At 71.3% G+C, this 23,809-nt stretch carries 23 protein-coding genes; 7 read left to right on the forward strand and 16 right to left on the reverse strand.

Annotated features, from left to right (window positions below; translation table 11 throughout):
- Nucleotides 1–119 precede the first annotated feature (119 nt).
- Nucleotides 120–881: an alpha/beta fold hydrolase gene (locus tag Sco07f_RS33730; protein ID WP_108990107.1), complete on the reverse strand. Its 762-nt coding sequence runs from the start codon at nt 879–881 to the stop codon at nt 120–122.
- The gene (locus Sco07f_RS33735; protein ID WP_244942199.1) at nt 878–2,050 is read right to left on the reverse strand and encodes an FAD-dependent oxidoreductase; all 1,173 of its coding nucleotides are present in this window, start codon (nt 2,048–2,050) and stop codon (nt 878–880) included. The genes Sco07f_RS33730 and Sco07f_RS33735 overlap by 4 nt, the downstream gene beginning before the upstream one ends.
- 147 nt (nt 2,051–2,197) lie before the next feature.
- Here Sco07f_RS33735 and Sco07f_RS33740 point away from each other — a divergent pair, with 147 nt between their 5' ends.
- From Sco07f_RS33740 to tpg, 3 genes are all read left to right on the forward strand, one after another.
- Complete coding sequence (locus Sco07f_RS33740) at nt 2,198–2,875, forward strand: TetR/AcrR family transcriptional regulator (protein ID WP_164386938.1); 678 nt, start codon at nt 2,198–2,200, stop codon at nt 2,873–2,875.
- A 97-nt stretch (nt 2,876–2,972) separates the two neighbouring features.
- Nucleotides 2,973–5,204, forward strand: a complete 2,232-nt coding sequence (gene tap, locus Sco07f_RS33745; RefSeq protein WP_108990110.1) for a telomere-associated protein Tap — start codon at nt 2,973–2,975, stop codon at nt 5,202–5,204.
- Nucleotides 5,205–5,214: 10 nt separating this feature from the next.
- Nucleotides 5,215–5,772, forward strand: a complete 558-nt coding sequence (gene tpg, locus Sco07f_RS33750; RefSeq protein WP_087792688.1) for a telomere-protecting terminal protein Tpg — start codon at nt 5,215–5,217, stop codon at nt 5,770–5,772.
- Nucleotides 5,773–5,803: 31 nt separating this feature from the next.
- On the opposite strand, the gene Sco07f_RS33755 is transcribed toward tpg, so the two are convergent.
- The 11 genes from Sco07f_RS33755 to Sco07f_RS33805 all read right to left on the reverse strand — a co-directional run bounded on the left by Sco07f_RS33755 (nt 5,804) and on the right by Sco07f_RS33805 (nt 17,160).
- On the reverse strand, nt 5,804–6,625 hold the full coding sequence (locus Sco07f_RS33755; RefSeq protein WP_108990111.1) for a fumarylacetoacetate hydrolase family protein: 822 nt from the start codon (nt 6,623–6,625) through the stop codon (nt 5,804–5,806).
- A 14-nt stretch (nt 6,626–6,639) separates the two neighbouring features.
- On the reverse strand, nt 6,640–7,833 hold the full coding sequence (locus tag Sco07f_RS33760; RefSeq protein WP_108990112.1) for an acyl-CoA dehydrogenase family protein: 1,194 nt from the start codon (nt 7,831–7,833) through the stop codon (nt 6,640–6,642).
- Complete coding sequence (locus Sco07f_RS33765) at nt 7,830–8,408, reverse strand: flavin reductase family protein (protein WP_054099905.1); 579 nt, start codon at nt 8,406–8,408, stop codon at nt 7,830–7,832. Before Sco07f_RS33765 ends, Sco07f_RS33760 begins: the two co-directional genes overlap by 4 nt.
- A gap of 106 nt (nt 8,409–8,514) precedes the next feature.
- Nucleotides 8,515–9,894: a purine-cytosine permease family protein gene (locus Sco07f_RS33770; protein WP_244942200.1), complete on the reverse strand. Its 1,380-nt coding sequence runs from the start codon at nt 9,892–9,894 to the stop codon at nt 8,515–8,517.
- Between the two features lie 113 nt (nt 9,895–10,007).
- The gene (locus Sco07f_RS33775; protein ID WP_108990114.1) at nt 10,008–10,409 is read right to left on the reverse strand and encodes a RidA family protein; all 402 of its coding nucleotides are present in this window, start codon (nt 10,407–10,409) and stop codon (nt 10,008–10,010) included.
- Nucleotides 10,410–10,471: 62 nt separating this feature from the next.
- A complete protein-coding gene (locus tag Sco07f_RS33780) occupies nt 10,472–12,022 on the reverse strand; it encodes an aldehyde dehydrogenase family protein (protein ID WP_239110070.1) in 1,551 nt (516 codons plus the stop codon).
- Between the two features lie 61 nt (nt 12,023–12,083).
- Nucleotides 12,084–12,506 (reverse strand): cupin domain-containing protein, encoded by a 423-nt coding sequence (locus Sco07f_RS33785; protein ID WP_054099901.1) that lies wholly within the window; start codon nt 12,504–12,506, stop codon nt 12,084–12,086.
- Between the two features lie 4 nt (nt 12,507–12,510).
- Nucleotides 12,511–13,263: an RraA family protein gene (locus Sco07f_RS33790; RefSeq protein ID WP_244942201.1), complete on the reverse strand. Its 753-nt coding sequence runs from the start codon at nt 13,261–13,263 to the stop codon at nt 12,511–12,513.
- Nucleotides 13,260–14,195: a VOC family protein gene (locus tag Sco07f_RS33795; RefSeq protein WP_244942202.1), complete on the reverse strand. Its 936-nt coding sequence runs from the start codon at nt 14,193–14,195 to the stop codon at nt 13,260–13,262. The genes Sco07f_RS33790 and Sco07f_RS33795 overlap by 4 nt, the downstream gene beginning before the upstream one ends.
- 40 nt (nt 14,196–14,235) lie before the next feature.
- Nucleotides 14,236–15,798 (reverse strand): 4-hydroxyphenylacetate 3-hydroxylase N-terminal domain-containing protein, encoded by a 1,563-nt coding sequence (locus Sco07f_RS33800; RefSeq protein WP_159107012.1) that lies wholly within the window; start codon nt 15,796–15,798, stop codon nt 14,236–14,238.
- Between the two features lie 444 nt (nt 15,799–16,242).
- Nucleotides 16,243–17,160: a LysR family transcriptional regulator gene (locus Sco07f_RS33805; RefSeq protein WP_369695804.1), complete on the reverse strand. Its 918-nt coding sequence runs from the start codon at nt 17,158–17,160 to the stop codon at nt 16,243–16,245.
- A gap of 276 nt (nt 17,161–17,436) precedes the next feature.
- Here Sco07f_RS33805 and Sco07f_RS33810 point away from each other — a divergent pair, with 276 nt between their 5' ends.
- The gene (locus Sco07f_RS33810) at nt 17,437–18,582 is read left to right on the forward strand and encodes an MBL fold metallo-hydrolase (RefSeq protein WP_218030758.1); all 1,146 of its coding nucleotides are present in this window, start codon (nt 17,437–17,439) and stop codon (nt 18,580–18,582) included.
- A gap of 27 nt (nt 18,583–18,609) precedes the next feature.
- Here the strand turns inward: Sco07f_RS33810 and Sco07f_RS33815 are convergent, their stop codons facing one another.
- On the reverse strand, nt 18,610–19,200 hold the full coding sequence (locus tag Sco07f_RS33815; RefSeq protein WP_087792697.1) for a TetR/AcrR family transcriptional regulator: 591 nt from the start codon (nt 19,198–19,200) through the stop codon (nt 18,610–18,612).
- A gap of 120 nt (nt 19,201–19,320) precedes the next feature.
- Between Sco07f_RS33815 and Sco07f_RS33820 the strand changes: the two genes are divergently transcribed.
- A complete protein-coding gene (locus tag Sco07f_RS33820; protein ID WP_108990118.1) occupies nt 19,321–20,439 on the forward strand; it encodes an ABC transporter permease in 1,119 nt (372 codons plus the stop codon).
- Complete coding sequence (locus tag Sco07f_RS33825; RefSeq protein ID WP_087792699.1) at nt 20,436–21,116, forward strand: ABC transporter ATP-binding protein; 681 nt, start codon at nt 20,436–20,438, stop codon at nt 21,114–21,116. The genes Sco07f_RS33820 and Sco07f_RS33825 overlap by 4 nt, the downstream gene beginning before the upstream one ends.
- Nucleotides 21,117–21,492: 376 nt before the next feature.
- Here the strand turns inward: Sco07f_RS33825 and Sco07f_RS33830 are convergent, their stop codons facing one another.
- Both Sco07f_RS33830 and Sco07f_RS33835 read right to left on the reverse strand, forming a co-directional pair.
- Nucleotides 21,493–21,843: a hypothetical protein gene (locus Sco07f_RS33830; protein ID WP_054099896.1), complete on the reverse strand. Its 351-nt coding sequence runs from the start codon at nt 21,841–21,843 to the stop codon at nt 21,493–21,495.
- Nucleotides 21,844–21,934: 91 nt separating this feature from the next.
- Nucleotides 21,935–22,528, reverse strand: a complete 594-nt coding sequence (locus tag Sco07f_RS33835; RefSeq protein ID WP_108990119.1) for a TetR/AcrR family transcriptional regulator — start codon at nt 22,526–22,528, stop codon at nt 21,935–21,937.
- Nucleotides 22,529–22,630: 102 nt separating this feature from the next.
- Between Sco07f_RS33835 and Sco07f_RS33840 the strand changes: the two genes are divergently transcribed.
- Nucleotides 22,631–23,371: a nitroreductase gene (locus Sco07f_RS33840; protein WP_108990120.1), complete on the forward strand. Its 741-nt coding sequence runs from the start codon at nt 22,631–22,633 to the stop codon at nt 23,369–23,371.
- The last annotated feature ends 438 nt before the right edge of the window (nt 23,372–23,809 follow it).

Genomic DNA, 23,809 nt, shown 5'->3' on the forward strand with positions numbered 1-23,809 from the left:
ATGCTCCTGGGATACGAGTGGCGGAGACGGAGTGTCGGCGACGGGTGTCAGGAGCTTCGGGGCTACCGGGGCTTCAGGAGCTCCAGGGCACGTCGGAGGCGTCAGGCACGTCAGGCACGTCAGGGACGTCCGGTCCGGTCCTGCGGGCCGAGGAAGTCGTCGAGGAGGGCGAGGACGGCCTCGGGCTCCTCACGCAGGGGCTGATGGCCGGCACCGGGGACGAGCGCGAAGCGCGACTGCGGGAACGCGTCCGCGTAGGCCCGGCCGTAGGCGGGGGTGACGACGGTGTCGTCCCCGCCCCAGATCACCAGCACCGGCAGGGCGAGCCTGCCCAGACGTGGCAGCAGTCCGGGATCCTCCATGTCGGGTCCGGCGTAGGCGCGCAGCGCGGCCGTCGTCCGCGCCGGGGGTCCGCCCCGGGCAGGCGGGCGGGCTGCCGGATCGGAAGGCCGCGGCGTCGGGGGACCGCTGGGCACGGTGATCCGGTGGCCGGGGATCACCGGGCCGATGGCGTCCATGAGGACGAGCCGCGAGACCTGGCCCTCGCGGCCGTCGAGGGCGACCTGGGTGGCGACCCAGCCGCCGAAGGAGGTGCCGACCACCGTCACCCGGCTCAGTCCCAGGCGGTCGAGCAGCTCCAGGCAGACGGCCGCGAGGGCCGGGACCGAGTCAAGGTCGTCGGGCCGTGCGGTCCCCTCCCAGCCCGGGTACGTGGGGGCCACCACGTAGTGGCTCCGTGCCAGGTGCTCGGCCAGGGCGGTGAGGGCGGCGGGACCGGGGGCGCCGTGCAGGACGAGAACGGGGCTGCCCTCCCCGCCCACACGTACGTCGAGGTCCAGATGGGGCCGTATCCGCACGGTCTGCCGGCGGAGCGGGGTCACCGCGCTTCCCCTGCCCCGTCGCCGGTGCCGGCGTCGTCGGGGGCGGCTGCGAAGAACTCGACCATCCGCTCCAGGGCCCGTGGCCCGAACATCGTCTCCAGGCTGGCGGCGGATTCGGCGGCGGACGCCTCGCTGCGCGGGAAGAGCGCCTGCTCGTAGGCGGCCAGGGCGGCCTCGGTGTCGCCCGGGTGTGCGGCGACGGCCAGGGCGAGTTCGGCGCCGTCGAGCATGGCCAGGTTGGCTCCCTCGCCCGCGAAGGGCGACATGAGGTGCGCGGCGTCACCCAGCAGGGTCACTCCCGGCACCCGCTCCCAGCGGTGTCCCGTCGGCAGGGCGTGGATGCGCCGCGGGGTGATCGTCTCCGCGTCGGCCACCAGGGCGCGCAGCCCGTCGTCCCAGCCCTCGAAGCGGGACAGCACCGCGGCCTTGGCGGCGGCGTGGTCGGTGAAGTCGACGGTGTCGAGCCAGCCTTCGTCGGTCCTGAGCGCGGTGTACACGTGCAGGCTGCCGTCGGTCTCCCGGTGGGCGAGGATGCCGCGCTCGTCCCCGAGGCAGATGAAGAAGCCGTCGCCGACGAGTGCGGCACCGCGCGGATGCCGTGTGTCGGCCTCGAGCAGGTCCGTCTCGACGAACGAGATGCCGGTGTAGGCGGGCTTCGCGTCCGAGACCAGCGGCCGCACCCGCGACCAGGCGCCGTCGGCGCCGATCAGGAGGTCGGTCGTGACGACCGAGCCGTCGGCGAACGTCACCTCGTGCCGGCCGCCGTCCAGGGCCCGGGTCCCGGTGACCTTGCGGCCCCATCGGACCGTGCCCTCGGGCAGGGAGTTCAGCAGGAGGTCGCGCAGGTCTCCGCGGTCCACCTCCGGCCGCTCGCCGGAACCGTCGTCCTCCTCGGCCATGTGCACCGTGCCGTCGGGCCCGAGCAGTCGCATCGACTCGCCGCCCACGTGAACGATCTTGAGGAAGTCGTCGTGGAGTCCGGCGGCGTGCAGGGCCTTCTGGCCGTTCGCGGCATGGATGTCGAGCATCCCGCCCTGAGTGCGGGCGGCGGGTGATGCCTCCAGTTCGAAGACCGCGGATTCGATGCCGTTGACGTGCAGGACGCGAGCGGCCGTCAGACCGCCGAGACCACCGCCGATGATCGCGACGGGGGAGTGGCTCGTACTCATGGGACTCCGAAGGGCCGGGGATCGTCTGGATCGTCTGGGTAATACGGCATCCACGGTAGCGAACATGTTCGCTACGAACAAGTTCGTAGCGCTGTGCGGCCTGCGAACATGTTCGGTGCGAACCTGTTTCGACGTAGGATCCCTGGCATGCCGACTCCGCAGAGCCGCCGCGAGCGGCCCGCCAAACCTGCCCTGACCCGTGAGGGCATCATCGACGCCGCCGTCCTGCTCATGGAGCAGGACGGTCTGCAGCGCGTCACCATGCGCCGCCTCGCCCAGGCCCTCGACACGGGCCCGGCCTCGCTGTACGTGTACGTCGCCAACACCGCTGAACTGCACGCCGCGATCCTGGACCGCCTGCTGGGCCGCGTCGACCTGAACCCCGACTCCGGCGGCGACTGGCGTGAGCGCCTGGACACCGTGCTGGCCAGCTACGAGCAGGTCCTCTTCGCCCACCCGGCGCTCGCCCGTGCGGCCCTGACCGCCAGAGCCGCGGGCGAGAACTACCTCGCCCTGCTGGAGTCACTGCTCTCCCTGCTCGCGGAGGGCGGCGTCCCCGACCGCCAGGCCGCCTGGGGCGTCGACCTCATGCTCCAGCTCTCCACCGCCTCCGCCGCCGAACACTCGACCCAGCGCGAGGACTCCAACGCCGAACGCGACTGGATCCAGCTGCGCCACGCCCTGGTCAACGCCTCGCCCGAAACCCTGCCCCACGTCCGGGCCCAGGCCGACAACCTCGTCGCCGGCGCCCCCGCCGAGCGTCGCCGCTGGAGCGTCGACACCCTCCTGAGCGGCATCCTCGCCACCGAACCTCCCGCGCAGTAAGACCTGCCCGCCCCCCTTTACGCGATCCGTACGCGTTTCGTACGCGAAGTGAGCGTGAAATGTGCGCTTCTTGCTAAGGTCGGGGCAGGAGGTTCGCATGTCCGAGCTGTTCGACCGGATCGACGCGCTCGTCGCGTCCCGCTCCCCGTTGCCGCCTCCGGCGGAACGCAGGCGACTGCGCCAGGCGCACGGCCTGACACTGGACGAGGTGGCCGCTGCACTTCAGGTGCGGCGCGCGACGGTCAGCGGCTGGGAGGCCGGCAAGACCGAGCCGCGGCCGCCGGAGCGCGACGCGTACGCCCGCATGCTCAAGCACCTCGCCCAGCTCTACCCCGCCACCGCTCAGGAACCCCCCGAGCCCGCCGCGGCCCCTGCCGTACCGGCCGTCCCCGAGACGCCTGCCGTACCGGCCACCCCCGCGCCACCCGCAGTCGAACCGGCACAAGCCCGCACCGCACCCGCACGCCCGGCCGCGGAGCCCGCGAACACGCGCCGCGCCGCCCCCGCCCCGCGCCCGGCGGCCACGACCCGGCCCGCATCGCGGCGTCCGGCCACGAGGAAGGCCGTCGCCGCGAACGCACCTGCGGGTGACGCCGACGCGCGGTTCGAGAACGGGCCGTTGGCGGTCGTCGACGTCGATGCGGACGGCCGGGTGTCGGCGTACTGCGTCGGTGGGCTGGTCCTGGACGTGCCGGCGAAGTCGCTGCCCGCCCTGGTGGAGTGGACGCTGCGTGAAGGGCGGCTCGGTCAGCCGAGGTTGTCCGGGTCGGGCAAGGACGCCGACCCGCTGATCGTGCTGAGCGAGGCCGCGTGCGAGCGCTACGGCCTGCCCGTCTCGCTCTCCAGGGAGGAGCGGCTGGCCGGCCGGATCCCGCAGGGCCACAAGGTCGTCAAGCAGCTGTCGCGTGCCGACTGGCAGCTGACCAAGCGTGGTTTCGGGCCGTGGGCGAGGATCTACCGCCCCGCGCAGGGTTCGGAGCGGGCGTGCGTGCAGGTGTGCATCCCGTCGTGGGACGCCCTGGACACCCGGCACTGGGCGCACGCGGGGCAGTTGCCGCCGGCGGATCTGGCCCGCCTGCTGGGCACGTATGCGACCCGGGTGATGACACCGCGCGGCTCCACCGCCGTCACGGGTCTGGAGCTGATGACCGCGCTGCACCCGCCGACCCGCGCCTCCGAACCCGACGCGACGGGGAAGCGGCACTGCGAGCACAACCCCGGCTCGCTGGGCAGGGATCCGGTGGACTGCGCACCCTGCGAGGCCCCCGACGGGCACCCGCTCCTCGCCGATCTGCCGCGCTTCCACCAGCGCACCCCGGCCGAGGTCCTGGCGGAGGAGGCGTACGACTGGGCGCGCCCGCTCACCGACGCCGAATGCCTGCGCCGCCACCTGGTGGGCATCGACGTGAACATGGCCTTCGCCGCCGGCGCCAACGGCCTGGCCGTCGGTCTCGGTGCGCCCACCCACGTCAGGAAGCCGGTGTTCGACCCGAAGCTGCCCGGCTCGTGGCTGGTCGACCTGTCCCACGTCGACCTGTCCCGGGTGAAGGCCGGCAAGGACACATGGGTGGACCTGGACGGGGAGCTGCTGCCCAGCCCGTTCACACCGAAGGGCGAGCGCCCCACGGGCCCGGCCTGGTACGCCACGCCGACCGTGGCGTACGCGGTGGAACTCGGCTACGACGTGCGCCCGGCCGAGGCATGGGTGCGCCACGACAACGGGCGTTACCTGGACGGCTGGTACAACCGGCTGCGCGACGCCTACCTCGCGACGATGGCCGATCTCGGTGTGGGCGCGGAGCTGTCGCCGGAGGAGTTTCTGAGGGCGATGGACGGCTACCGGCAGCGTGACCCGGAGCTGGCGATCGTGGTGTCCGCGGTCAAGGCGACCGTGAAGGGCGGCATCGGCAAGCTGCGTGAGCGCCCCCGGGGCGAGGGCTGGCGGCCGGGTCAGCCGTGGCGGGCCCTCGCCCGGCCGACCTGGCGTCCGGACATCCGCGCCGCCGTCATCTCCCGGACCCGGATCAACATGCACCGCAAGATCGTCAAGCATGCCGCCTTCACCGGTCAGTACCCGGTGGCGGTCCTCTCCGACTGCGCCGTCTACGCCTCCGACGGACCGTCGCCGCTGGACTTCCTGCCCTACCGCGACGGCAAACCGCTGCCGGGCGGCTTCAGACTCGGCGTCAACCCGGGCCTGGTCAAGCACGAGGGCACCCAGAGCGTGCTGTGGGGCGAGGGCGTGCGTGAGCAGTTCGACGCCCCGGACCTCAACCTCGCCCGGTACATCAAGGACGGCACGGTCACCGACCGGGACACCGGGGAGTAGGTAGAGCGCGATGAGCATGTTCGGGGACAGCCTGGACGCCGCGGTGCACAAGGCGTTCACCCGCCCGGCGCCCAAGGGCGCGCCCGCGCAGATGCGGTACCTGGTCCGGCAGATGAAGGGCACCCGCGCGGTCGCCCAGCTGCTGCGCGTCTCCCAGCGCACCGTCGAGCGGTATGTGAAGGACCAGATCAAGAAGCCCCGTCCGGACCTCGCCGCCCGCCTGGAGGGCGAGGTGAAGAAGCGCTGGCAGCCGCAGGTCCGTGCCAGGGCGCGGCGGACTGCGGCGACCACCGGCGGCATCGTCATCGACACCCGCGCCAGGATCGGCTACACCGCGCCGGTCGGCACGACGGACGAGGGCCGCCTCCGGCACCTGACCGTCGCCCTGCCGCCCCCGTACGCCGCCCGTCTCTTCGACGCCCGGGAGCAGGGCGCCGGCGACCAGCAGCTCCAGCAGATCGCCGCCGAGGCACTCAAGGAGGTGTACTTCCAGGACAGCGGCCGTCGCGCCGGAAGCCTGGAGGAGGTCCGGTTCACGGACATCGAGCACCTCGAGTTCGGCCTCTAGCGCCGCGGCGGGCCACGGTCGCCCGCGCCGGTCAGGTGATCGGTGTGGAGACGGTGCCGATGCCGTCGACGCTCACCTCGACCCGGTCTCCCGCCCTCAGATACCAGCTCGGGGTCCGGGCCCGGCCCACTCCGCCGGGGGTGCCGGTGAGGATCAGGTCGCCGGGGCGGAGCGGGATCATGGTCGACACGTACGCGACCAGGTACTCCGGGCCGAACAGCAGGTCCGCGACCGGGTCTTCCTGGACCGGGACGCCGTTGACGGTGGTGCGCAGTGTCGCACCCGCCGGGTCGAATGCGTCGGGGGTGACCAGGACGGGCCCCACGGGGGTGGTACGGGCCCAGATCTTGCCCTGGAGCCACTCGGTGGTGCGGTTCTGCCATCCGCGCATCGAGATGTCGTTGGCCACCGTGAATCCGGCGATGTACCGGCCCGCCTCCTCCTCCCGCACCCGGTAGGCGGGGCGCCCCACGACGACGGCCAGCTCCCCCTCCCAGTCCATCTCCGGGTCCTCCGGCACGGTCGCCACCGGATCGGCGGGACCGGTCAGGGTGTCGGCGAACTTCGCGAAGAGCGTGGGGTGGGCCGGCAGCTCGCGGCCCATCTCCTTGATGTGCGCCTTGTAGTTGAGTCCCGCGCACACCACGTGGGAGGGATGCGGAACCAGGGTGTGCAGCTCGGCCTCGTCCCGGCGGTGCCGTTGGCCGCCGGTGGCCGTCCGTGCGACCTGCCGCCAGTCCTCGTCGGCCAGCAGGGAGCCGACGTCGGCGTGGCCGGGTATCTCCGTGAACACCTCACCGTCGAGTCGGGCGGCGCTCGTTCCCGTGCGCGTGCGGATCGTTGCCAGTCTCATCCGTGTTTCCTTCCTCAGGCGCCTGCGGCGGTGGTCCCGGGGACGACGAGGTCGAAGAATCCCCAGTGCGAACCAGTGGGCAGGGTGCCCGACAGCATGCGGCCGCACTTCTGCGTCACGATGTGCGAGGAGCCCCGGTGCTGGCTTCCGGCGTGGCTGTCGCGGAAGAAGCGCTGAAGGACGCCGTCCCGCATGACCTGCGCGCCCGCGAAGCGGTGCACGAGCTGGCTGATCTCCAGTGCGGTCCGGGTGGCGAGGCTGCATGCGAGGCGCGACATGGTCTCCTGCTCGTCGTTCAGCTGCGCGCCGGTCGCGAGGGCGGCCTCGTTGTCGCGCCAGGTGTCCCGCAGCAGGGCCCGGGTGCCCCGGACGTGCGAGTAGTGGCGGGCGAACTCGGCGAAGAACTCGTCGCTGGTGACCGGGGACCCCTCGGCGGGGTCCTTGCGACGGGTCAGCTCGCGCAGTTCGTCGAGCATGCGCCGGCCGACGCCCTGGGACCAGGCCGCCTGGTGCAGGCCCGCCATCAGGGCGGGGCTCGGCCCGTTCGCGGCGCGGCCGCGCGGAGAACGCGGGCCCACGGCGAACACGTACCTGTCGTCGACCAGCAGCTCCTCGGCCCGGTAGTCGAGGCTGGAGGTCGCGCGCAGGCCGAGCATGTCCCAGTTGTCGCTGATGCGCAGGGCCGGCCGGGGCACCAGGCAGACCAGCCGTTGTCCCGTTCCCTCGACGGTCACCGCGAGGTTGAGGTGGGTGGCCATGGACACCCCGGGGGCGAACTGCCAGGTGCCGTTCACCCGGTAGCCGCTCCCGACGCGCACCGCACGGCCGGCGAAAGCGGTGGACTGGCCCGCCACCAGGGGGAAGGTGCCCTCGGCGAAGAGGGCGGCCACCGCCTCGTCACCCAGGTAGGTGGCGGCGGTCGCCGTCTCGCTCGCCACGGCGCGCACGAGCCAGCCGAGCGAGGCGTCGGCGTGGGACAGCTTCTCCATGACCCGCATGATCTGGAGCGGGGTCGCCTCCATGCCGCCGAGTGCGGCCGGCGCCATCAGACCGAAGACGCCGCTCGCGCGCAGCGCCTCCTGCACGGCCGGTGTCGGACGCCGCAGGCGTTCGCTGTCCGCGGCCTCGCGCTGGAGCAGCGGGTAGATGTCGTCGAGGACCGTCAGCAACTCGCCGACGGCACCGTCCTGTTCCGCGCGGACCGTCATGGCCGCCTCCCCTCGGGGTCGTCGGATTCCTGGGCCAGCGCGCTCCACTGGCCCCGGTAGAAGAGGAGCGGGCTGGTGCCGTCCCGCTGGCCGTGGGACACGACCCGGCCGAGGACCAGGACGTGGTCCCCGCCGTCGTACCCGGCCCACGGCGTGCACTGGAAGTAGGCGGGTGAGCCGCCGATCCTCGGTGCGGCGGCCCCGTCCTCGACCCAGGCGACGGGCCGCGACTGCGGCTTTCCCGCGAAGTGCAGGGCGGTGTCGAGCTGGTCGTCCCCCAGGACGTTGACCGCGAAGGGGCGTTCCAGCAGGTACGTGAGCGACCGTGAGGTCCGCTGCATGGAGACCAGCACCAGGGGCGGGTCGAGCGAGACGGAGGTGAAGGAGTTCACGGTGATGCCGTAGTACTCGCCGCCGGACTCGTAGGTGAGGACGACGACGCCGGTGGCGAAGTTGCCGAGGGCGTTGCGCAGTTGACGGGGATCGGCGAGCGACGGGGCCGCGGGGCCCGACCCGGGGGTGCCGGCGTCGGCCGCTTTCTCGTAGATCTCGGAGTCCCACATGATGTCGGTCATCTCGACCTCCTTGACTCATGGGTCCGGCCGCGTGCGGGGCCGGTGGAAGTGACGGGCTCGGGTGGACCGGCGGGTGCGGGCGTCCCCTCGCACCCGCCGGCCGGCTTCAGACGGCTTCCTCCGCGGCCTCCTGGTCGGAGACGAAGGAGGTGCCGGTGCCCTCGGGCAGCACGCGCCGCAGCACCGGGTAGACGACGAGCGTCAGCGCGAAGGAGACCAGGAACCCGAGGGAGAACACGTCGGTGGCCATCAGGGCGATGCCGACGGCGGCGGACAGCACCAGGGTGATCACTCCGGCCCAGTTCCACCGCTCCACCCGGTGCGTGCTCCGGTCGTAACGGGCGCGTCGTACGAGGTAGTAGTCGGCGATCATCACGCCGCAAATGCCGAGTGTCATGGAACCGAGGTAGGCCAGGTAGTCGGTGAACTTCTCCAGGATTCCGGCGGCGATCATCACCAGGGCGACGATGTTGCCGGCCACCACCATGACCGCGCGGCCCGGTTTGCGGCCGGTGAGCGAGTCGACGAGGTTCACCAGGGAGAGCGAGCCGGAGTAGGCGTTGATGGCCTGCGCCTTGGCCTGGGCGGCGTAGATGGTGATGAACCCCGCCCAGCCCGCGAAGACGACGAAGAAGGCACCCGTGTTCTGCATGACGTAGGTGCTGCCCGCCGCGGCGGCGGCCTCCCGGCCCAGGTCGGTGTTGTGGGCCATGAGGTGGTCGACGACCTCGGGCATGCCGCCGATCACGACGAGCGACCCGAGGACGGTCATCAGGACGTTCTGGGTGAGGGGGCCGGCGGCCGCGAGGATCGTGACGTCGCGGCGCGTGCGGCAGTAGCGGGCGAAGTCCGTCGTGACCAGTGCGATCGTGCCGGCGGTCGCGCCCATGACCCCCACGGCGGCCTCGAAGCGCGGCCACACACCGCCGGGCACCACGCCCCCGTAGCCGAACACCTCCGTCGGGTCGGCGCCCTGGATCACGTAGATGTGCACGATCATGTAGACCGTGACGAGCAGGGTGACGGCCGTCAGCACACCGGACGCGCGCAGGGCGAACTTCAGGCCGAAGACGGCGAGCGTGATCCACGCCAGCGTCATCAGGCCGTAGATGAGGATGCGGTTCGGCCACGAGTCGGGCAGGTCGAACATGAGCAGGGTGCCCTGGTAGAGCAGGGCGGCCTCCACGGCGAGGAAGCCGAGGATCATGAACGCGAAGACGATCGAACCGAGCGCCGACCCCACGAAGCCGAACCCGAAGAACCGGGAGGTGAGGGTGGAGGACATGCCGGTCTCGAACGCCATCCGGCCGAGGGACCTGCCGAGGAGGACCGCGAAGGCGGCGACGAGCACGCCGACGGTGAGACCGACGGCGAAGCCGGCCAGGACGACGGTGAAGCCGGCGATGGCGAACACGACGAGCGCGGTCGCGACGCTGACCGGACTGAGGGCGAGTTGGTAGCCGCTCTTCCGGTCCGCCGCGGGCACGCTGACCAGAGCGTGATCCTCCGCCGCTGCCGCCAGGGCCGACTCGGTGGATCTGGGAATTCCGGTGTGTGAGGACACAGTTCCTACCCCTCCAAGAAAGTGACCACGCGCGGTCAGTCCGCGCTGCAGCCCGCGACGGCGACGGCTTCGATCTCCAGGAGGATCCCGGGCTTGGCGAGTGCCGCGACCTGGACCAGGGAGCAGGCCGGGAAGTCGCCGGTGAAGAACTCCCGGCGGGCCTTCCAGACCTCGGCGTTGTCCTTCATGTCGGTGACGAAGATCGTCATCTTGACGATGTCGTCCATGGCCGCTCCGGCCGCTTCGACCAGGTTCTTGATCTTCTGGAAGACGGTCCTGGCCTGGGTGTAGGCGGTGTCGCCCACAAGGGTCTCCCCGTCGCGGCCGCGCGCCGTCATGCCGGAGATCATGATCAGGTCGTCCACCCGCAGGCAGTTCGACCACATGCCGTCCGCGGGCTCGCGCACCGCGTCGGAGCAGAAACGTTCCTTCTTCATGGTGGTGATCCTCGGGTCTCTCGGAGTTCCAGGGGGTGCGGGGGTTCCAGGGGTGGTGGTTCTCAGAGGTCGATCCGGTTGTCCCAGGCGGAGGTGCCGCCCCAGTTCACGCAGACGCTCTGGCGCCGCATGAAGCCCTTCCAGGCGTCCGAGCCGGCCGTCCGGCCGCCGCCGGTCTCCTTCTCGCCGCCGAAGGCGGAACCGACGTCGGCGCCGGTGGTGCCCATGTTGATGCGGACGATCCCGCAGTCGCTGCCCCGGGCGGACAGGAACGTCTCGATGTGGGTGAGGTTGGTGCTGTGCATGCCCGAGGCCAGGCCCTGGGCCACGCCGTTGTGGATCTCGATGGCCTCGTCGAGGTCCCGGTAGGTGAGGACCGAGACGATCGGCGCGAAGGTCTCCGACCGGGCGATGGCGAAGTGCGGACGCACCCCGGTGACGATGGCCGGCTCGACGTACAGGCCGGGGCGGTCGATCACCCGGCCGCCGTACGCCACCGTGGCGCCCTCGCGCTCGGCGCCGGCGAGGACGTCCTGGTAGTCCCGCACCGCGCGCCGGTCGATCAGGGGGCCGACGACGGTGTCCCGTTCGCGCGGGTCGCCGACGGTGATCTGGTCGAAGGCCTTCTTCATCAGCTCGACCAGCTCGCCGGCGATGCTCTCGTGGGCGATCACGCGGCGGGTGCTGGTGCAGCGCTGCCCGGTCGTGCCGACCACGCCGAACGTGAGGGCCCTGGCGGCGAGTTCCAGGTCGGCACTCTCGTCGACGATGCAGCCGTTGTTGCCCGAGCACTCCAGCTGGTACCTGCGGCCGAGGGTCGAACCGACCGTGTCGGCGACCTTGCGGCCCACACCGGTGGAGCCGGTGAACGAGATCATCGCGACACGGGTGTCCGCGACGAGCCGCTCGGCGACCGCGTCGTCCTCGGGGAGGAAGAGCGAGAAGACACCCTCGCAGCCCAGCTCCGCCGCCGCCCGGTTGACCAGCTTCTGCACCGCGATCGCCGTCAGCGGCACCTTCGGGCTCGGCTTCCAGATCACCGTGTTGCCGGCGATCGCGGACAGGAAGCCGTTCTGCGCCCAGACGGCGGCCGGGAAGTTGTACGCGCTGATCAGGCCGACGACTCCCAGCGGCAGCCACTGGTCGTACATGCGGTGCTCGGCACGCTGGGACTGCTGGGTGAAGCCGTACAGCATCCGCGCCTGGCCGGCCGCCAGGGTGGACATGTCGACGGCCTCGCGCAGTTCGCCCTTGGCCTCCATCGTCGACTTGCCGGTGTCGAGCGACACGATCCCGGCCAGGCTGTCGAGGTGCTGCTCGATCAACTGCCCGATGCGGCGCACGAATTCACCGCGCCGGGGCGGCGGCACCATGCGCCACTTCTTCTGGGTCTCGACCGCGGCACTCACCAGGGCCTCGTAGTCCCGCGCGTCCGAGGCCGCGATCCGGCCGACGGTCTCGCCGTCGGCCGGGCACTGCGCCTCGATGACCGGCCGGTCCTCGACGGGCCCCCAGCCGAGCGAGTCGGCGTAGGTCCCGGAGTGCACGTGGTCCAGGCCGAACTCGGCCAGCACCTTCCCGGTGTCGAACACGGTGCTGTTCGTCTCGCTCATCATCGCCTCATCAACGTCGCGGATTTCGAATTCGAAGGGGAGTCGGGTACGGGCCGGCGATTCAGTCCCTGGCAAGGAAGTCGCCGATCGTCTCGTCGGTGTGGTACTCGGGCTTCTCGTAGTAGTGCGGGCCGTCGTAGATCTCGATCAGCCTGCTGCGCTCGTGCGCCAGGGTCGGGCCGTGCGGGTGGTCCTTGGGGTTCATGTAGAAGGAGCCGGGGCGCAGCCTGAGGCCCGAGTCGGTGTACTCGTAGTCGCCTTCGAGGCAGTACATGAACTGGTTCGAGGCGTGCGTGTGCCTGGTGGGGATGGTGCCGCCCCGGTCGTAGTCGAGGAGGGCGATGCTGGCGCCGGTCTCGGCGTTCTTGAACAGGAAGTACTGGCGGAAGCCGTAGTCGGGGTAGTCGATCCAGTTGTCCTCGTCGAGGTCCGCAGCGTGGATCAGGACCTCCAGGGACTTCATCGTCTCGGCGTTGATGTCCACTTCTTCACTCCAAACCGGGGCGGCCCGCTGCCACCCACGTGTCGTATTCCTGACGGCTCTCGGACGTGCCGGGGAAGAGCCCGAAGAGGGACCGTCCCCTTTCGATCTGCAGGGCGGCGAACTCCTCGTAGGCGGCGGCGTCGGCGCCCTCGGCGGCCACCTCCGCCACCAGGTGGCGGGGGACGACCACAACGCCGTCGGCGTCGCCCAGCAGGACGTCGCCCGGGTAGATGGCGACGCCGCCACAGCCCACGGGCTCGTCCAGGGCGACCGGGTGCAGGGCGACGGGTGTGGCCCGCGGGGCGTTGTCCCGGTGGAAGCAGGGCAGGCCGGTCCGGGCGACGGCGGCGGAGTCCCGGTAGCCGCCGTCGGTCACCGCGCCCGACACGCCGCGGCGCTTGAGGCGCGCCGCCATCATGTCGCCCATGGAGGCGGCGGCCGTGGAGCCGAGGGCGTCGATCACCAGCACCGCGCCGGGCGGGCACTCCTCGACGGCCCGCCGGTGCAGGTGGTCGCTGCTCGCGTAGCCGGCGAGGGTGTCGAGGTCTTCCCGGGCGGGGATGAAGCGCAGGGTGTAGGCCGGGCCGACCAGTGGCCGCTGCCCCGCGGTGAGGGGCCGTACGCCGGTCATGAGGACGTTGCGCAGGCCGCGCCGGAGCAGCATGTTGGCGACCGTGGCCGAGCCGGCGCGCGCCAGCCGGTCCCGTACCGTCCCGGTCAGCGCTTCGGCCGGGTCCTTGTGCGCGGTGCCGGTCACCGGAAGAACTCCAGGGGCGGGCGGTTGCCCCACTGGGTGGTCTCGGAGGCGGTGCCGTTGAACCGGGTCGGGCGGTGACTCGCGTCCACGACGTCGCCGTCGGTGTAGTGCTCGATGCGGAAGCCGAAGGGGTCCTTCCAGTAGTCGAAGATCTGGCTGCCGAGGAGGTGGCGGCCGACCCCGACGTCGAGGCTGAACCCCTCCTGCACGAGGTAGTCGTGCGACGACATCACCGCGTCCATGTCGGTCACCTCGAAGGCACTGTGGTGGACGCCCACCCAGTCCGACTCCAGCAGCAGCATGAAGTGGTGGTCGACGAGCTGCTCGCCGAGGTCCAGCCGGACGAACGTGCCCACGATCGGTCCGTCCTCGCCGGGCGGCACGAAGTGGTCGGAGGGCAGGAAGTTGAACCGTTCGTTCAGCCAGGCCATGGACGCGTCGTGGTCCTTGACGTGCAGCACGAAGTGGCCCAGGCGCGCGACGGTGCAGGGGGCGACGGACTGCCGGACGGAGGTGTGCAGGCGGTTCTTGTCGCGGATGTTGTTCATGGCGAACGGCGCGCGCTCGGGGAGGGGTTCCGCCTTCGCCCGGCCGCAGACCGCGCGGATCTCGATGCCGTCGGGCATGGTCATCACGACTTCGTGACCGCCGCCGGGCTCGGTGGACGCGCGGACCGGGGAGGACCCCGGCAGGGCGGCGAGTTCGGCCAGGTCGTCGGGGCCGGCGACCTCGATGGAGGCGCCGACGAATCGCTGTTCCGGGGCCTTGCGGGTGACATGGATGTGGTGCTGGGTGCCGGTGCCCCGCATGTACAGGGTCCGGTCGTCGCTGCCCTCGACCCTGGTCATGCCGAAGGCGGTCAGGAACTTCTCCATCAGGGCGAGGTCTGGTGCCTCGTAGGTGACTTGGGCGGCGTCGATTGCCGTGGCCACGGTGCCTCCTGTGGTGGGTGGGAGCGGGAGCGGCGCGGGGTCAGCGCTTGAGGATGCTGACGTCGTCGGGGCCGACGAGGTCGGGCACGGTCCAGCCGTCGAGGTCGTACTCGTCCATGGCGCTCTGCGCGAAGTCCTTGAGACGGTCGAGGAGGCCGCTGCCGCGCGCGCCGAACAGGTTGGTCTGGCGCGTCACGTCGTTGCTGCCGATGTAGTTGATCTCGTACAGCTCGTGGCGTGCGCCGAACTCCGTGCCGATGGAGTCCCAGAGCATCTTCATGACCTTGACGCGTTCCTCGGCGTCGATGCCGCCGGTGCCGCGCAGGTAGGTGTCGAGGTAACCGCGGATCTCGGGGGTGGCGAAGTCCTTGGCGTGGGAGTTGAGGTAGATCAGCCCGCTGGCGACGACCTGCTCGATGATGTTCTTGATCTTCGGCATGGCGAGCTGGTTCATCACGCGGTACGCGCCGGCGAACTGCGGGTCGGGCTGGATCATGCCGCCCTTCCACGGCACCGCGCTCTTCGCCATCGCGTCGGACAGCGCCCAGAAGGTGTTGCGCCAGGCGATGACCTCGCCGAGCTGGGACATGACGCCGTGGAACTGACCGGCCCCGGTGACGTCGAGCGCCCGGGCCAGCATGCCGACCAGGAAGTCCATCTTGACGGCGAACCGGGTGCAGCCGTGCAGCGAGGCGCGCTCCAGGTAGCCGGAGTGGATGTTGTACTTGTTGGCCTGCTCCAGGTCGTTGTAAATGAAGGCGTTCTCCCAGGGGACGAAGACGTCGTCCAGGACCAGGATCGCGTCGTTCTCGTCCAGCCGGCTGGAGAGCGGGTAGTCGAACGGGCTGCCCAGCGCCGCCGCCCGGTACTCGTTGGAGGTACGGCAGAGCAGCTTCACGCCGGGGGCGTTGGTGGGCGTGATGAAGACGGGCGAGAAGGCCGGGTCCTGTACGGCGACCTGGCCGACGTGGCCGACGAAGGTGTGGTGGGTGAGGGCCGAGCCCGTGGCCACCACCTTGGCGCCCTTGACGTAGAACCCGGCGTCGGTCTCCCTGGTGACCCGGATGAAGACGTCCTTGCCGGCGTCGGCACCGAGCCCGCGGTCGACCGGCGGGTTCATGATGGCGTGGTTGATGTACCAGGTCTTCTCCTGCGCCTTGCGGTACCAGGCGCGGGCGTTGTCCTCGAAGCCGCGGTAGAACTCGGCGTTGGCGCCCAGGGTGCCGAGGAAGCAGCCCTTGTAGTCGGGCGAGCGGCCCATCCAGCCCCAGGCGATCTTCTGCCACTCGGCGATGGCGTCGCGGGAGGCGACCTGCTCTTCCACGGTGCCGGGCGCCCGGTAGAAGCGGTGGGTGAAACCGCCCCACTCGGTGGGCGTGGTGAGGACGTCCTTGCGCGCGGGGTCGTGCAGGGCGTCGTACATGCGGGCGACCATGCGGGCGCTGTTGCGGAAGGCCGGGTGTTCGGCGATGTTCTCCACCCGCTCGCCGTAGATCCACACCTCGCGGCCGTCATTCAGGCTTTCCAGGTATTCGGCCCCGGTAAAGGGAATGTGCTCGCGGCCCGCCGGGGTGTTCGCCGACTCGTTCATGTTTTCCGCCATCACTGACCGACCCCTTCTTTTCGTTCACGGAACCGGGCCGAGCCGTCGGTTCGCGCAACCAATACGCGGGCAGCGATCCGGTGCCGGGCCATTTCCCGTACCGATCCGAAGCCGCCTGCGCCGTCGAATTGCCGAGGAGACTGGCACGGTCGTACGGAAGGCGGCAAGGGTTTCCGTGAAGGGTGCCGAGGGGCCGGTGCGGGCGTCCGGGGCGTTGGGCGCCGACTCGATACTGCCCCGTCACACCTCTCTGACCAGCAGGTTCATCCAGTGTCAGGCGGGCGGGCGGTGCGCGGAACGCCCGACCTCATGTGACGCGCGTCACTCGCAACTCAAGGATTTCCCCAGGCTTTTCGCTCGCATTCCCCTCGCCTTTCCATACGGGGCGCGAAGGGGGGCTGTGCGGTTCCCTGTATGGCCCGGGTCAAGGGGCGATGGCCCGGGTCACGGGGCGATGGCCCGGCGGTGCTCCGCGATGGTGCGGGTCGCCTCGATCCACCGCCTCATCAGCGGGGTCACCTCCGAGCCGCGCTTCCACAGGAGGGTGGCCTGCATGGGCGGCAGCCAGCTCGGCGGGTCGAGGAGGGCGACGGAGTCGCTGCGGCCGGCGATGCGTTCGGTCACCGGGGCCACGCCGAGGCCCGCGGCGACGAAGGCGAGGGCGGTCTGGGGCGTGGAGACTTCGAGGACCCCGAACGAGGGATCCCCGGCCAGGGCCTTCTCGGCGGCGTCCGGCATGCCGGAGAAGGCGGGGATCCGGGCGGGCAGGATCCAGCGCCCCCAGCCCCTGCCGCCGGGATGCGACTCCGCCGCGCGGTACCTGGGGACCGCGAGCTTGATCGGGATGTCCAGGATCGGCCGCCAGTCGCAGCCGTCCGCGACGAACCCGGCGAACTGGTGCGGGCCGAAGGGGATGCACCCCATGTCGAGCTCGCCGGCGAGGATCCGCTGGACGATGACGTCGGGCGTCACGTCGGCCAGGCTGACGCGCGCGCCGGGCGCCTGCTCCAGGAACTCCGCCAGTACGTCGGCGATGAGTTCGTTGATGACCATGGGCTCCACACCGAGATGGAGGTCGCCGACCGCGCCCTCGCCCATCAGGCGCAGCGTCTCGACGACCCGGTTGCGGTCGGCGATCAGACGCTCGCCGGTGGCCAGGAGGTGGAGTCCGGCCTGGGTGGGGTGGACTCCTTTCGCCGTACGTTCCAGCAGGCGCACCCCCAACTCGCGTTCCAGTTTGGCGATGGCGTGACTCACCGGCGGCTGCGTCATCCCGAGATTCTTGGCGGCCTGCGAAACGGAACCCGCCCCGACGACGGCTCTGAAGTACTCCAGCTGACGAAAGTCCATGCCCGTGTGCATTTCACGCCCCTCAGGAATTGTCAACGGACCCGACCACGCCCGCCGCCATACAGGAAACCATGGACCCCTCCAAGGGAACGTGTCTGGGATGTCCGAGCCGCCTGGGCGCGATTCCCCGGAAGTGACCTCAATCCGGCGTGACCTGCACCACATTCCGCCCGGTGGATTTCTCGGCCCCATTGCCGGACCCGAATGCCCGTGCAAGTCTTCCCGGCGATTCGGCGCGCCCTTTCGTCTCTCACCTTTCAACCCCTTCACCCGGCAAGGCGGATGACCATGTGTGATCTGTGCGGTTCCGAAGCTCCCGTCGAGGGCGGACACGACGTCGGCAGACGCTCCGTGCTGACCGCTCTCGGCGTCACCCCGGTGGTTCTCGGGCTGGCCGGTGCGGGCCCGGCGGCGGCGGACACCCGGTCCGGAGCTTCCGGACACCCCGGTGGGACCCCGTGGGGCCCCCTGGAGCTCGTGCTGCTCGGTACCAAGGCGGGACCGCCCGTGGACCCGCTGAGGGCCGGGATCTCCAGCGCGCTCGTCGTCGACGGCGCCACGTACGTCGTCGACTGCGGACGCTCGGCCGTCACCCAGTACATACGGGCCGGTCTCACGCTGGCGTCCCTCAGCGGCATCTTCATCACCCACCTGCATGCCGACCACGTCGCCGACTACTACAACTTCTTCCTGCTCGGCGGAAGCGTCCCCAACCAGGAGGGCGACCGGCTCACCGGTCCGGTCCCCGTCCACGGCCCCGGCCCGGCCGGCGGGCTCCCGCCGAAGTTCGGCGGCGGGGACGCCCCGACGGTGGCACCCGACGACCCGACGCCGGGCCTGGCCGCGCTGACCGACCGGTGCCACGCCGCGTACGCGTACAGCACCAACGTGTTCCTGCGCGACATGGGCATCCAGGACGTCCGGGGGCTCGCCGACGTCCACGAGATCGAGCTGCCCGGGGTCGGAGCCGACCACACGAACACCGCACCGCCGATGAAGCCGTTCGTGGTGATGGAGGACGACCGCGTCAGGGTCTCCGCGATCCTGGTGCCGCACGGACCGGTGTTCCCCTCGTTCGCCTACCGCTTCGACACCGACCACGGCTCGGTCACCTTCTCCGGCGACACCACGTACAGCGACAACGTGATCACCCTGGCCAGGGGGTCGGACATCCTCGTGCACGAGGCGATCAGCGTCGAGGGCCTGCAAGCACCCGAGGTCTTCGTCGACCACCTCCTCCAGTCCCACGTGGAGGTCCAGAAGGTCGGCCCGATCGCCCAGCGCGCCGAAGTCGGCACGCTCGTGCTCTCGCACATCTCCGAGGTCGCCGCGAATCCGATCGACCCGCGCAAGTGGAAGCGGTGGGCGCAGCGCGGCTACGACGGCAGGGTCGTCGTCGGCCAGGACCTCCGGCGCGTCAGACCGCGTCGATAACGGCCGTCGGTGGGGCCGCCGGCCGGGTCACGGCGGTCCCGCGAGCGAGGTCACCGCTCCCGTGGCCAGGCGGACCGCCCGCCGGGTCACGGCGTCGAAGTCGTCGCCGGACTCCACCGCCGTGGTGGCCGCGTTGACGAAGCCCTGGAGCAGGCGCGCCGTGCGGTGCGGGGCGTCGTCACCGAGGTCGGTGAGCGCGGCGATCAGGGGTTCCAGGATCTGCGCGTGCGCCTGTGCCGCGCCCTCTCTGAGCACGGCCGCGTCCCGGTCGCCGGCCAGCGCCTGGGCGATGCGGTGCTCCCCGTCCCGCACCAGGATCAGCTGCGCCCGTACGTAGGCGGCCACGGCTTCCTCGGGGGTTTGGGCGTCCGCCATTTCGGCGCGGATCCGGGAGGTCCAGCGGGGCGCGGCCTCGCGCACGACCTCGGCCAGCAGCTGTCCGCGGTCGGCGAAGTACTTGTAGACGCTGTTGCGGGCCAGTCCGGTGCGGGCGGCCACCGCGGCGAAGGTGACGGCCGAGGCGTCGCCCTCCTCCAGGATCTCGCGCGCCGCGGCGACCAGCGCGGCACGCTGCTGGGCCCGGTGGTCGGCGACGGAGGCTGCACGGATCTTGGGCACGTCGTCAGTGTAGGAGGCGGTCGGCTCCGGGCGGACGGACCCCCGCTTGGGGACGCGGTGTCGCCATCTTCTATGTTGGGGACACAGTGTCCCTAACATTCTTCCTGGGAAGGCCTTCCCGTGTACTTGGCTCTGCTCGAACTGAAGGCGGCCCGTGGCCGCTTTCTCCTGATGGGTAGCGTCGTGGTCCTCGTCGCCGCGCTCGTCGGCATCGTCAGCGGTTTCACCACCGGACTCGGCGACGACACCATCTCCGCGCTGCGCAGACTCCCCGCGACCCACCTAGCCTTCGACCGCGGGGCCGACTCCGACCAGTTCGCCCGCAGCCTGGTGGGCGGGGCGGAACTGGACGGCTGGCGCGAGCGCGACGGCGTCGAGGCCACCCCGCTCGGCGTCTCCATCGCCCGTGGCACCACGGACCGGAAGGTGGAGGTGGACTTCGCCGCCTTCGGTGTCGAGCCCGGCTCCTTCCTCGACCCCGGCGCCGCCTCCGGCACGGCCCTGTCCGCCGGCGGGCCGTCCGGCGTCGTCGTCTCGCAGCAGCTCGTGAAGGACGGCGTACGCGTCGGCGACACCCTGACCGTCGACCGCCTGGGTCTCGAACTCGAGGTGACCGGCACGACCGGGCGCTCCTCGTACGGTCACGTCCCCGTCGCCTACCTGCCCGTCGAGACCTGGCAGCGCATCCGCTTCGCCACACCCGGCACGCGGGCCGCCGACGTCGAGCCGCCGCACCAGTACAGCGCGGTCGCCCTCAAGGCCGGAGCCGGAGCGGACCTCACCGCGGCGGACCGGGCCCTGACCACCCGGACCGTGACCGTCGAGGACGCGTACGCCGCCGCTCCGGGCTACACCGGAGAGCGTCTGACGATGACGTCGATCCAGGCGTTCCTCTACGCCATCGCGCCGCTCGTCGTGGGCGCCTTCTTCGCGGTGTGGACCGTCCAGCGCCGCCCCGAACTCGCCCTGCTGCGGGCGATGGGAGCCTCGCGGGCGCGGCTGCTGGGGCATACCCTCGCGCAGGCCGCGATCGTGGTGACGGCGGGTGCGGTGCTCGGAGCGGCGCTGGCCGCGGTGCTGGGCCTGGTGGTCGGCTCCGAGGTCCCCTTCAGCCTTCCCGCCGGAGCACTCGTCGACACCATGGCGACGGTCGTCCTGGTCGGCCTCGCCGGCACCGCCGTCACGCTGCGCAAGGTGACCACCGTTGACCCGATGACCATGCTGGGAGCCGGCCGATGAGCCTCGAACTTCTCGACGTCACCGTACGACTGGGCCGCGGCGAGTCCCGCGTCACCGCGCTGAGCGAGCTGACCGTGAGCTTCGCGCCCGCCGCCCTGACCGCGCTGGTCGGCCCCTCCGGGTCGGGCAAGTCCACCCTGCTGGCCGTCGCGGGCGCCTTGCTGCGGCCGGACGCGGGCCGGGTGTTGCTCGGGGGCGAGGACATCGCGGGACTGTCCCCGGCCGAGCAGGCCCGGCTGCGCCGGGAGCGGATCGGCTACGTCTTCCAGAGCGGCAACCTCCTCAGCGGCCTCACCGCGCTCGAACAACTGCTGGCCGCGGCGTCCGTCGCCGGCCGCTCACCGCGAGCGGTACGCGCCCGCGCCACCGAGCTGCTGTCCGAGGTCGGTCTGGGACACCGGCTGCGGCACCGGGCGGACCAGATGTCCGGCGGGGAACGGCAGCGCATCGCCCTCGCACGCGCACTGCTGCTCGAACCGGACGTCCTGCTGGTCGACGAGCCGACGGCCGCGGTCGACCGGGAACGGGCGGCCGGCCTCGTGGACCTGCTCGCCGCGACGACCCGCCGCCACGGCTGCGTGACCGTGGTCGCCACGCACGACCCGGTCGTGGTGGACGCGGCGGACCACGTGGTCGACATGGCCCGGCTGCGCACCGGAGCGGACAGCCCGCTCTGACCGCCGGGCAGCGCCGACCGGCGTGGAGACGGCCCCCGGGCCGGTCCCGCCACTGCGTCGGCCCGCCGTGCGCCTGCCCGCCCGCCAGCCCGTCGGCGGGCGTGCGGGCAGACGCACGCGTGCCCCGCTCCACAGAGTCCGAGGCCGTCCGCCGCTGCGGCCCTTCCTCCCGGGGTCAGGTCGCGGCCTTGGGTGTCGCCCAGCAGGAGAGGCAGGACCTGCACGTCGTGGACTTGGCCAGAGGCGGCCACGACGTGCAGGCGGGCGGCCATTGCCGTGCACGGCGTGTCGCATCCTGGTCGTCAGGCAGCAGCCACGCGCGATCGACCCATGACGTGGCCGGCCGGCTCGCCCCCGGTAGCCGGACGGTCGGAGCTCACAGCCATCGCTGTGCCGCCTCAACGCTGTCCCCGCCACCGGTGTTGAACGCGACGGCGGCCTGGGGCGCATGGCGGCGGATCAGGTTCACGATGCGCTCGAGCAGCGGAAGCAGCTGCTCGGTCTTGCGGATCCCGGCGCCTACGACCACGACATCCCACGGGTGCCGGGTCAGCGATGCGACGAGGGCGGACTCGGCCGATTCGTCGAACACGACCAGCGTCATGGCCGCGTCGATGCCGTGCTCGCCGAATCGGGCCAGCTCCGCATCGAGAGCTGCGCGAAGAGCCTCCCCGTCGACACCGGGTATCGCTTGCGGGTCGTAACCGACAACAAGTGCAGAAGACATGCGGCCAACCTATCGACCCGACCGAGCATGATCCGCCAAACAGGCGCTGGGCGCTGGGCGCTGGGCGGTTCGGGCAGTCCGGTGGGGTCTGTCAGGTGGTGGCCGGCAGCGCGCTCTCCAGGAGGATCTCCGCCGCTGTCCGCGCGTGCCGGCCGTAGTTCGACTCGCCCAGCACCATGGCGCGGCTGGCGGCGCCGTCCGCGAGGGTCACGAGTTGTTCGGCGAGGACGGCGGGCTCGCGGCAGCCCAGTTCCGCCACCAGGTCGGTCACCAGTCGCACCATCAGCAGTTTCTGTTCGCGGGCGTAGGAGTGGACCGCGTTCCGGGGGTCGGGGAACTCCGCGGCGGCGTCGATGAACGGGCACCCGCGCACGGGATCCGTGCCGGTCGGGGGCGGGTCGAACAGTGCGAGGATTCGCTCCCTGGCGGGGATGTCCTCGCGGGCCAGCACACCCTCCAGAGTGCGTCCCGTCGAGGAGAGGTCCTTGAGATGGGCGAGGACCAGCTCGTCCTTGGTCCTGAAGTGCGCGTAGAGGGTGCGCTTGGACACCGGCGCCCGCTCCGCGATCTGTTCCATGCCGGTCGCGTTGATCCCCTGGGCCGCGAACAGTCCGGCCGCGGCGGCCAGGATGCGCTCCCGCCCTCCGCGCCCCGGCCGTCGAGACGCCGTCGCCGTGGTGGTCATGACGTAAGTATACGTTCTCGTTTACTTCGGAGGGGATGGCTGGCTATAGTGCCGCTTCAAGTAAACGATCAAGTTTACTTTGACGATCCTGAGGAGAGTTCCATGAGCGGACCGGTCTTCACCCGGACACGCACCGGCGAGGCGCCCACCAGCGGGACGCACCCGGGCGCGGCGCGAACGTCGAAGTACGCCGAGCAGCTGATCCGCGGGCGCCGCGCGACCCGCGCATTCCGTCCCGACCCGGTACCCGAGGACACTCTGCGCGAGGTCTTCTCCCTGGCCGGCGCCGCGCCGTCCAATTCCAACGCGCAGCCGTGGCGGGTCGAGGTGGTCGGCGGCGCACGGCGAGACCGTCTGGCCGACGCCCTGCGAACGGCCCACGCCGAGCGACGCGTCACGGCCGACTACCCGTACTCCGAGGACATGTACGCCCCCGTCCACCAGGAACGGCGGGCCGCCTTCGGTGCCAGTCTGTACGGAGCGCTGGGCATCGGCCCCGACGACCACCCGGCTCGCGCGGCCTACGACGCGGAAAGTCTGGGCTTCTACGGGGCGCCCCATGCCGCGTTCCTGTTCGTCACCGGCGACGGCGGACCGCGACTGGCCGCCGACGCCGGCGCCTACCTGCAGACGCTGCTGCTGGCCATGACCGGCTACGGCGTGGCCAGTTGCCCGCAGGGCCTGCTCAGCTTCTACGCCGACACCGTCCGCGAACACCTCGGAGTGGACGAGGGGAAGCTGCTCGTGGGTGTCTCCTTCGGCTACGCCGACGAGAATGCGCCGGTGAACCGGGTCGCGGCCGGCCGGGCGGACCTGGAGGCAACGACCACGTTCCACATCTAGGGTCGGCCTCGAAAGCCCCGGTCACAGCCACCCGTTGAGGGCTGCGACCAGCACGGTCGCCTCGTACCGAACGGCGAGTTTGTCGTATCCCGAGGCCACGGCGCGGTTCGTTCCAGCCGGTTGATCCCGCACTCCACGGTGTGGCGTTCCTTGTAGTCGTCCTTCACGAAGGCCGGTCGCCGGCCGCCTCGACGGCCGGGCTTCTTGCGGTTGCGTACCTGGTCGGCCTTCTCCGGGATGGTGCATCCGATCCTGCGTCTGCGCAGGTAGGAGCCGTGCGCGCGCGGGATCCGCAGGTTTTGTCGGCACGGACCCCGTCCGGCGTGGTGCGCGGGCGTCCGGGCCGGTGCGAGCCGACGGCGCGTGAGATCGGCTGCTGCAGCAGGCAGGCCCAGGCTGCAGCCGACGCCGACGGGCTGCTGATCGGACACCGTAGTC

Source organism: Streptomyces coelicoflavus (assembly GCF_003112555.1).
Taxonomy (GTDB): Bacteria; Actinomycetota; Actinomycetes; order Streptomycetales; family Streptomycetaceae; genus Streptomyces; species Streptomyces coelicoflavus.

Coding starts and splice junctions, on each gene's coding strand:
- Sco07f_RS33735 (WP_244942199.1), bottom strand. CDS start 2,050: ATGAGTACGAGCCACTCCCCCGTCGCGATCATCGGCGGTGGTCTCGGC.
- Sco07f_RS33740 (WP_164386938.1), top strand. CDS start 2,198: ATGCCGACTCCGCAGAGCCGCCGCGAGCGGCCCGCCAAACCTGCCCTG.
- tap (WP_108990110.1), top strand. CDS start 2,973: ATGTCCGAGCTGTTCGACCGGATCGACGCGCTCGTCGCGTCCCGCTCC.
- tpg (WP_087792688.1), top strand. CDS start 5,215: ATGAGCATGTTCGGGGACAGCCTGGACGCCGCGGTGCACAAGGCGTTC.
- Sco07f_RS33755 (WP_108990111.1), bottom strand. CDS start 6,625: ATGAGACTGGCAACGATCCGCACGCGCACGGGAACGAGCGCCGCCCGA.
- Sco07f_RS33760 (WP_108990112.1), bottom strand. CDS start 7,833: ATGACGGTCCGCGCGGAACAGGACGGTGCCGTCGGCGAGTTGCTGACG.
- Sco07f_RS33765 (WP_054099905.1), bottom strand. CDS start 8,408: ATGACCGACATCATGTGGGACTCCGAGATCTACGAGAAAGCGGCCGAC.
- Sco07f_RS33775 (WP_108990114.1), bottom strand. CDS start 10,409: ATGAAGAAGGAACGTTTCTGCTCCGACGCGGTGCGCGAGCCCGCGGAC.
- Sco07f_RS33780 (WP_239110070.1), bottom strand. CDS start 12,022: ATGAGCGAGACGAACAGCACCGTGTTCGACACCGGGAAGGTGCTGGCC.
- Sco07f_RS33800 (WP_159107012.1), bottom strand. CDS start 15,798: ATGGCGGAAAACATGAACGAGTCGGCGAACACCCCGGCGGGCCGCGAG.
- Sco07f_RS33805 (WP_369695804.1), bottom strand. CDS start 17,160: ATGCACACGGGCATGGACTTTCGTCAGCTGGAGTACTTCAGAGCCGTC.
- Sco07f_RS33810 (WP_218030758.1), top strand. CDS start 17,437: ATGTGTGATCTGTGCGGTTCCGAAGCTCCCGTCGAGGGCGGACACGAC.
- Sco07f_RS33825 (WP_087792699.1), top strand. CDS start 20,436: ATGAGCCTCGAACTTCTCGACGTCACCGTACGACTGGGCCGCGGCGAG.
- Sco07f_RS33830 (WP_054099896.1), bottom strand. CDS start 21,843: ATGTCTTCTGCACTTGTTGTCGGTTACGACCCGCAAGCGATACCCGGT.
- Sco07f_RS33835 (WP_108990119.1), bottom strand. CDS start 22,528: ATGACCACCACGGCGACGGCGTCTCGACGGCCGGGGCGCGGAGGGCGG.
- Sco07f_RS33840 (WP_108990120.1), top strand. CDS start 22,631: ATGAGCGGACCGGTCTTCACCCGGACACGCACCGGCGAGGCGCCCACC.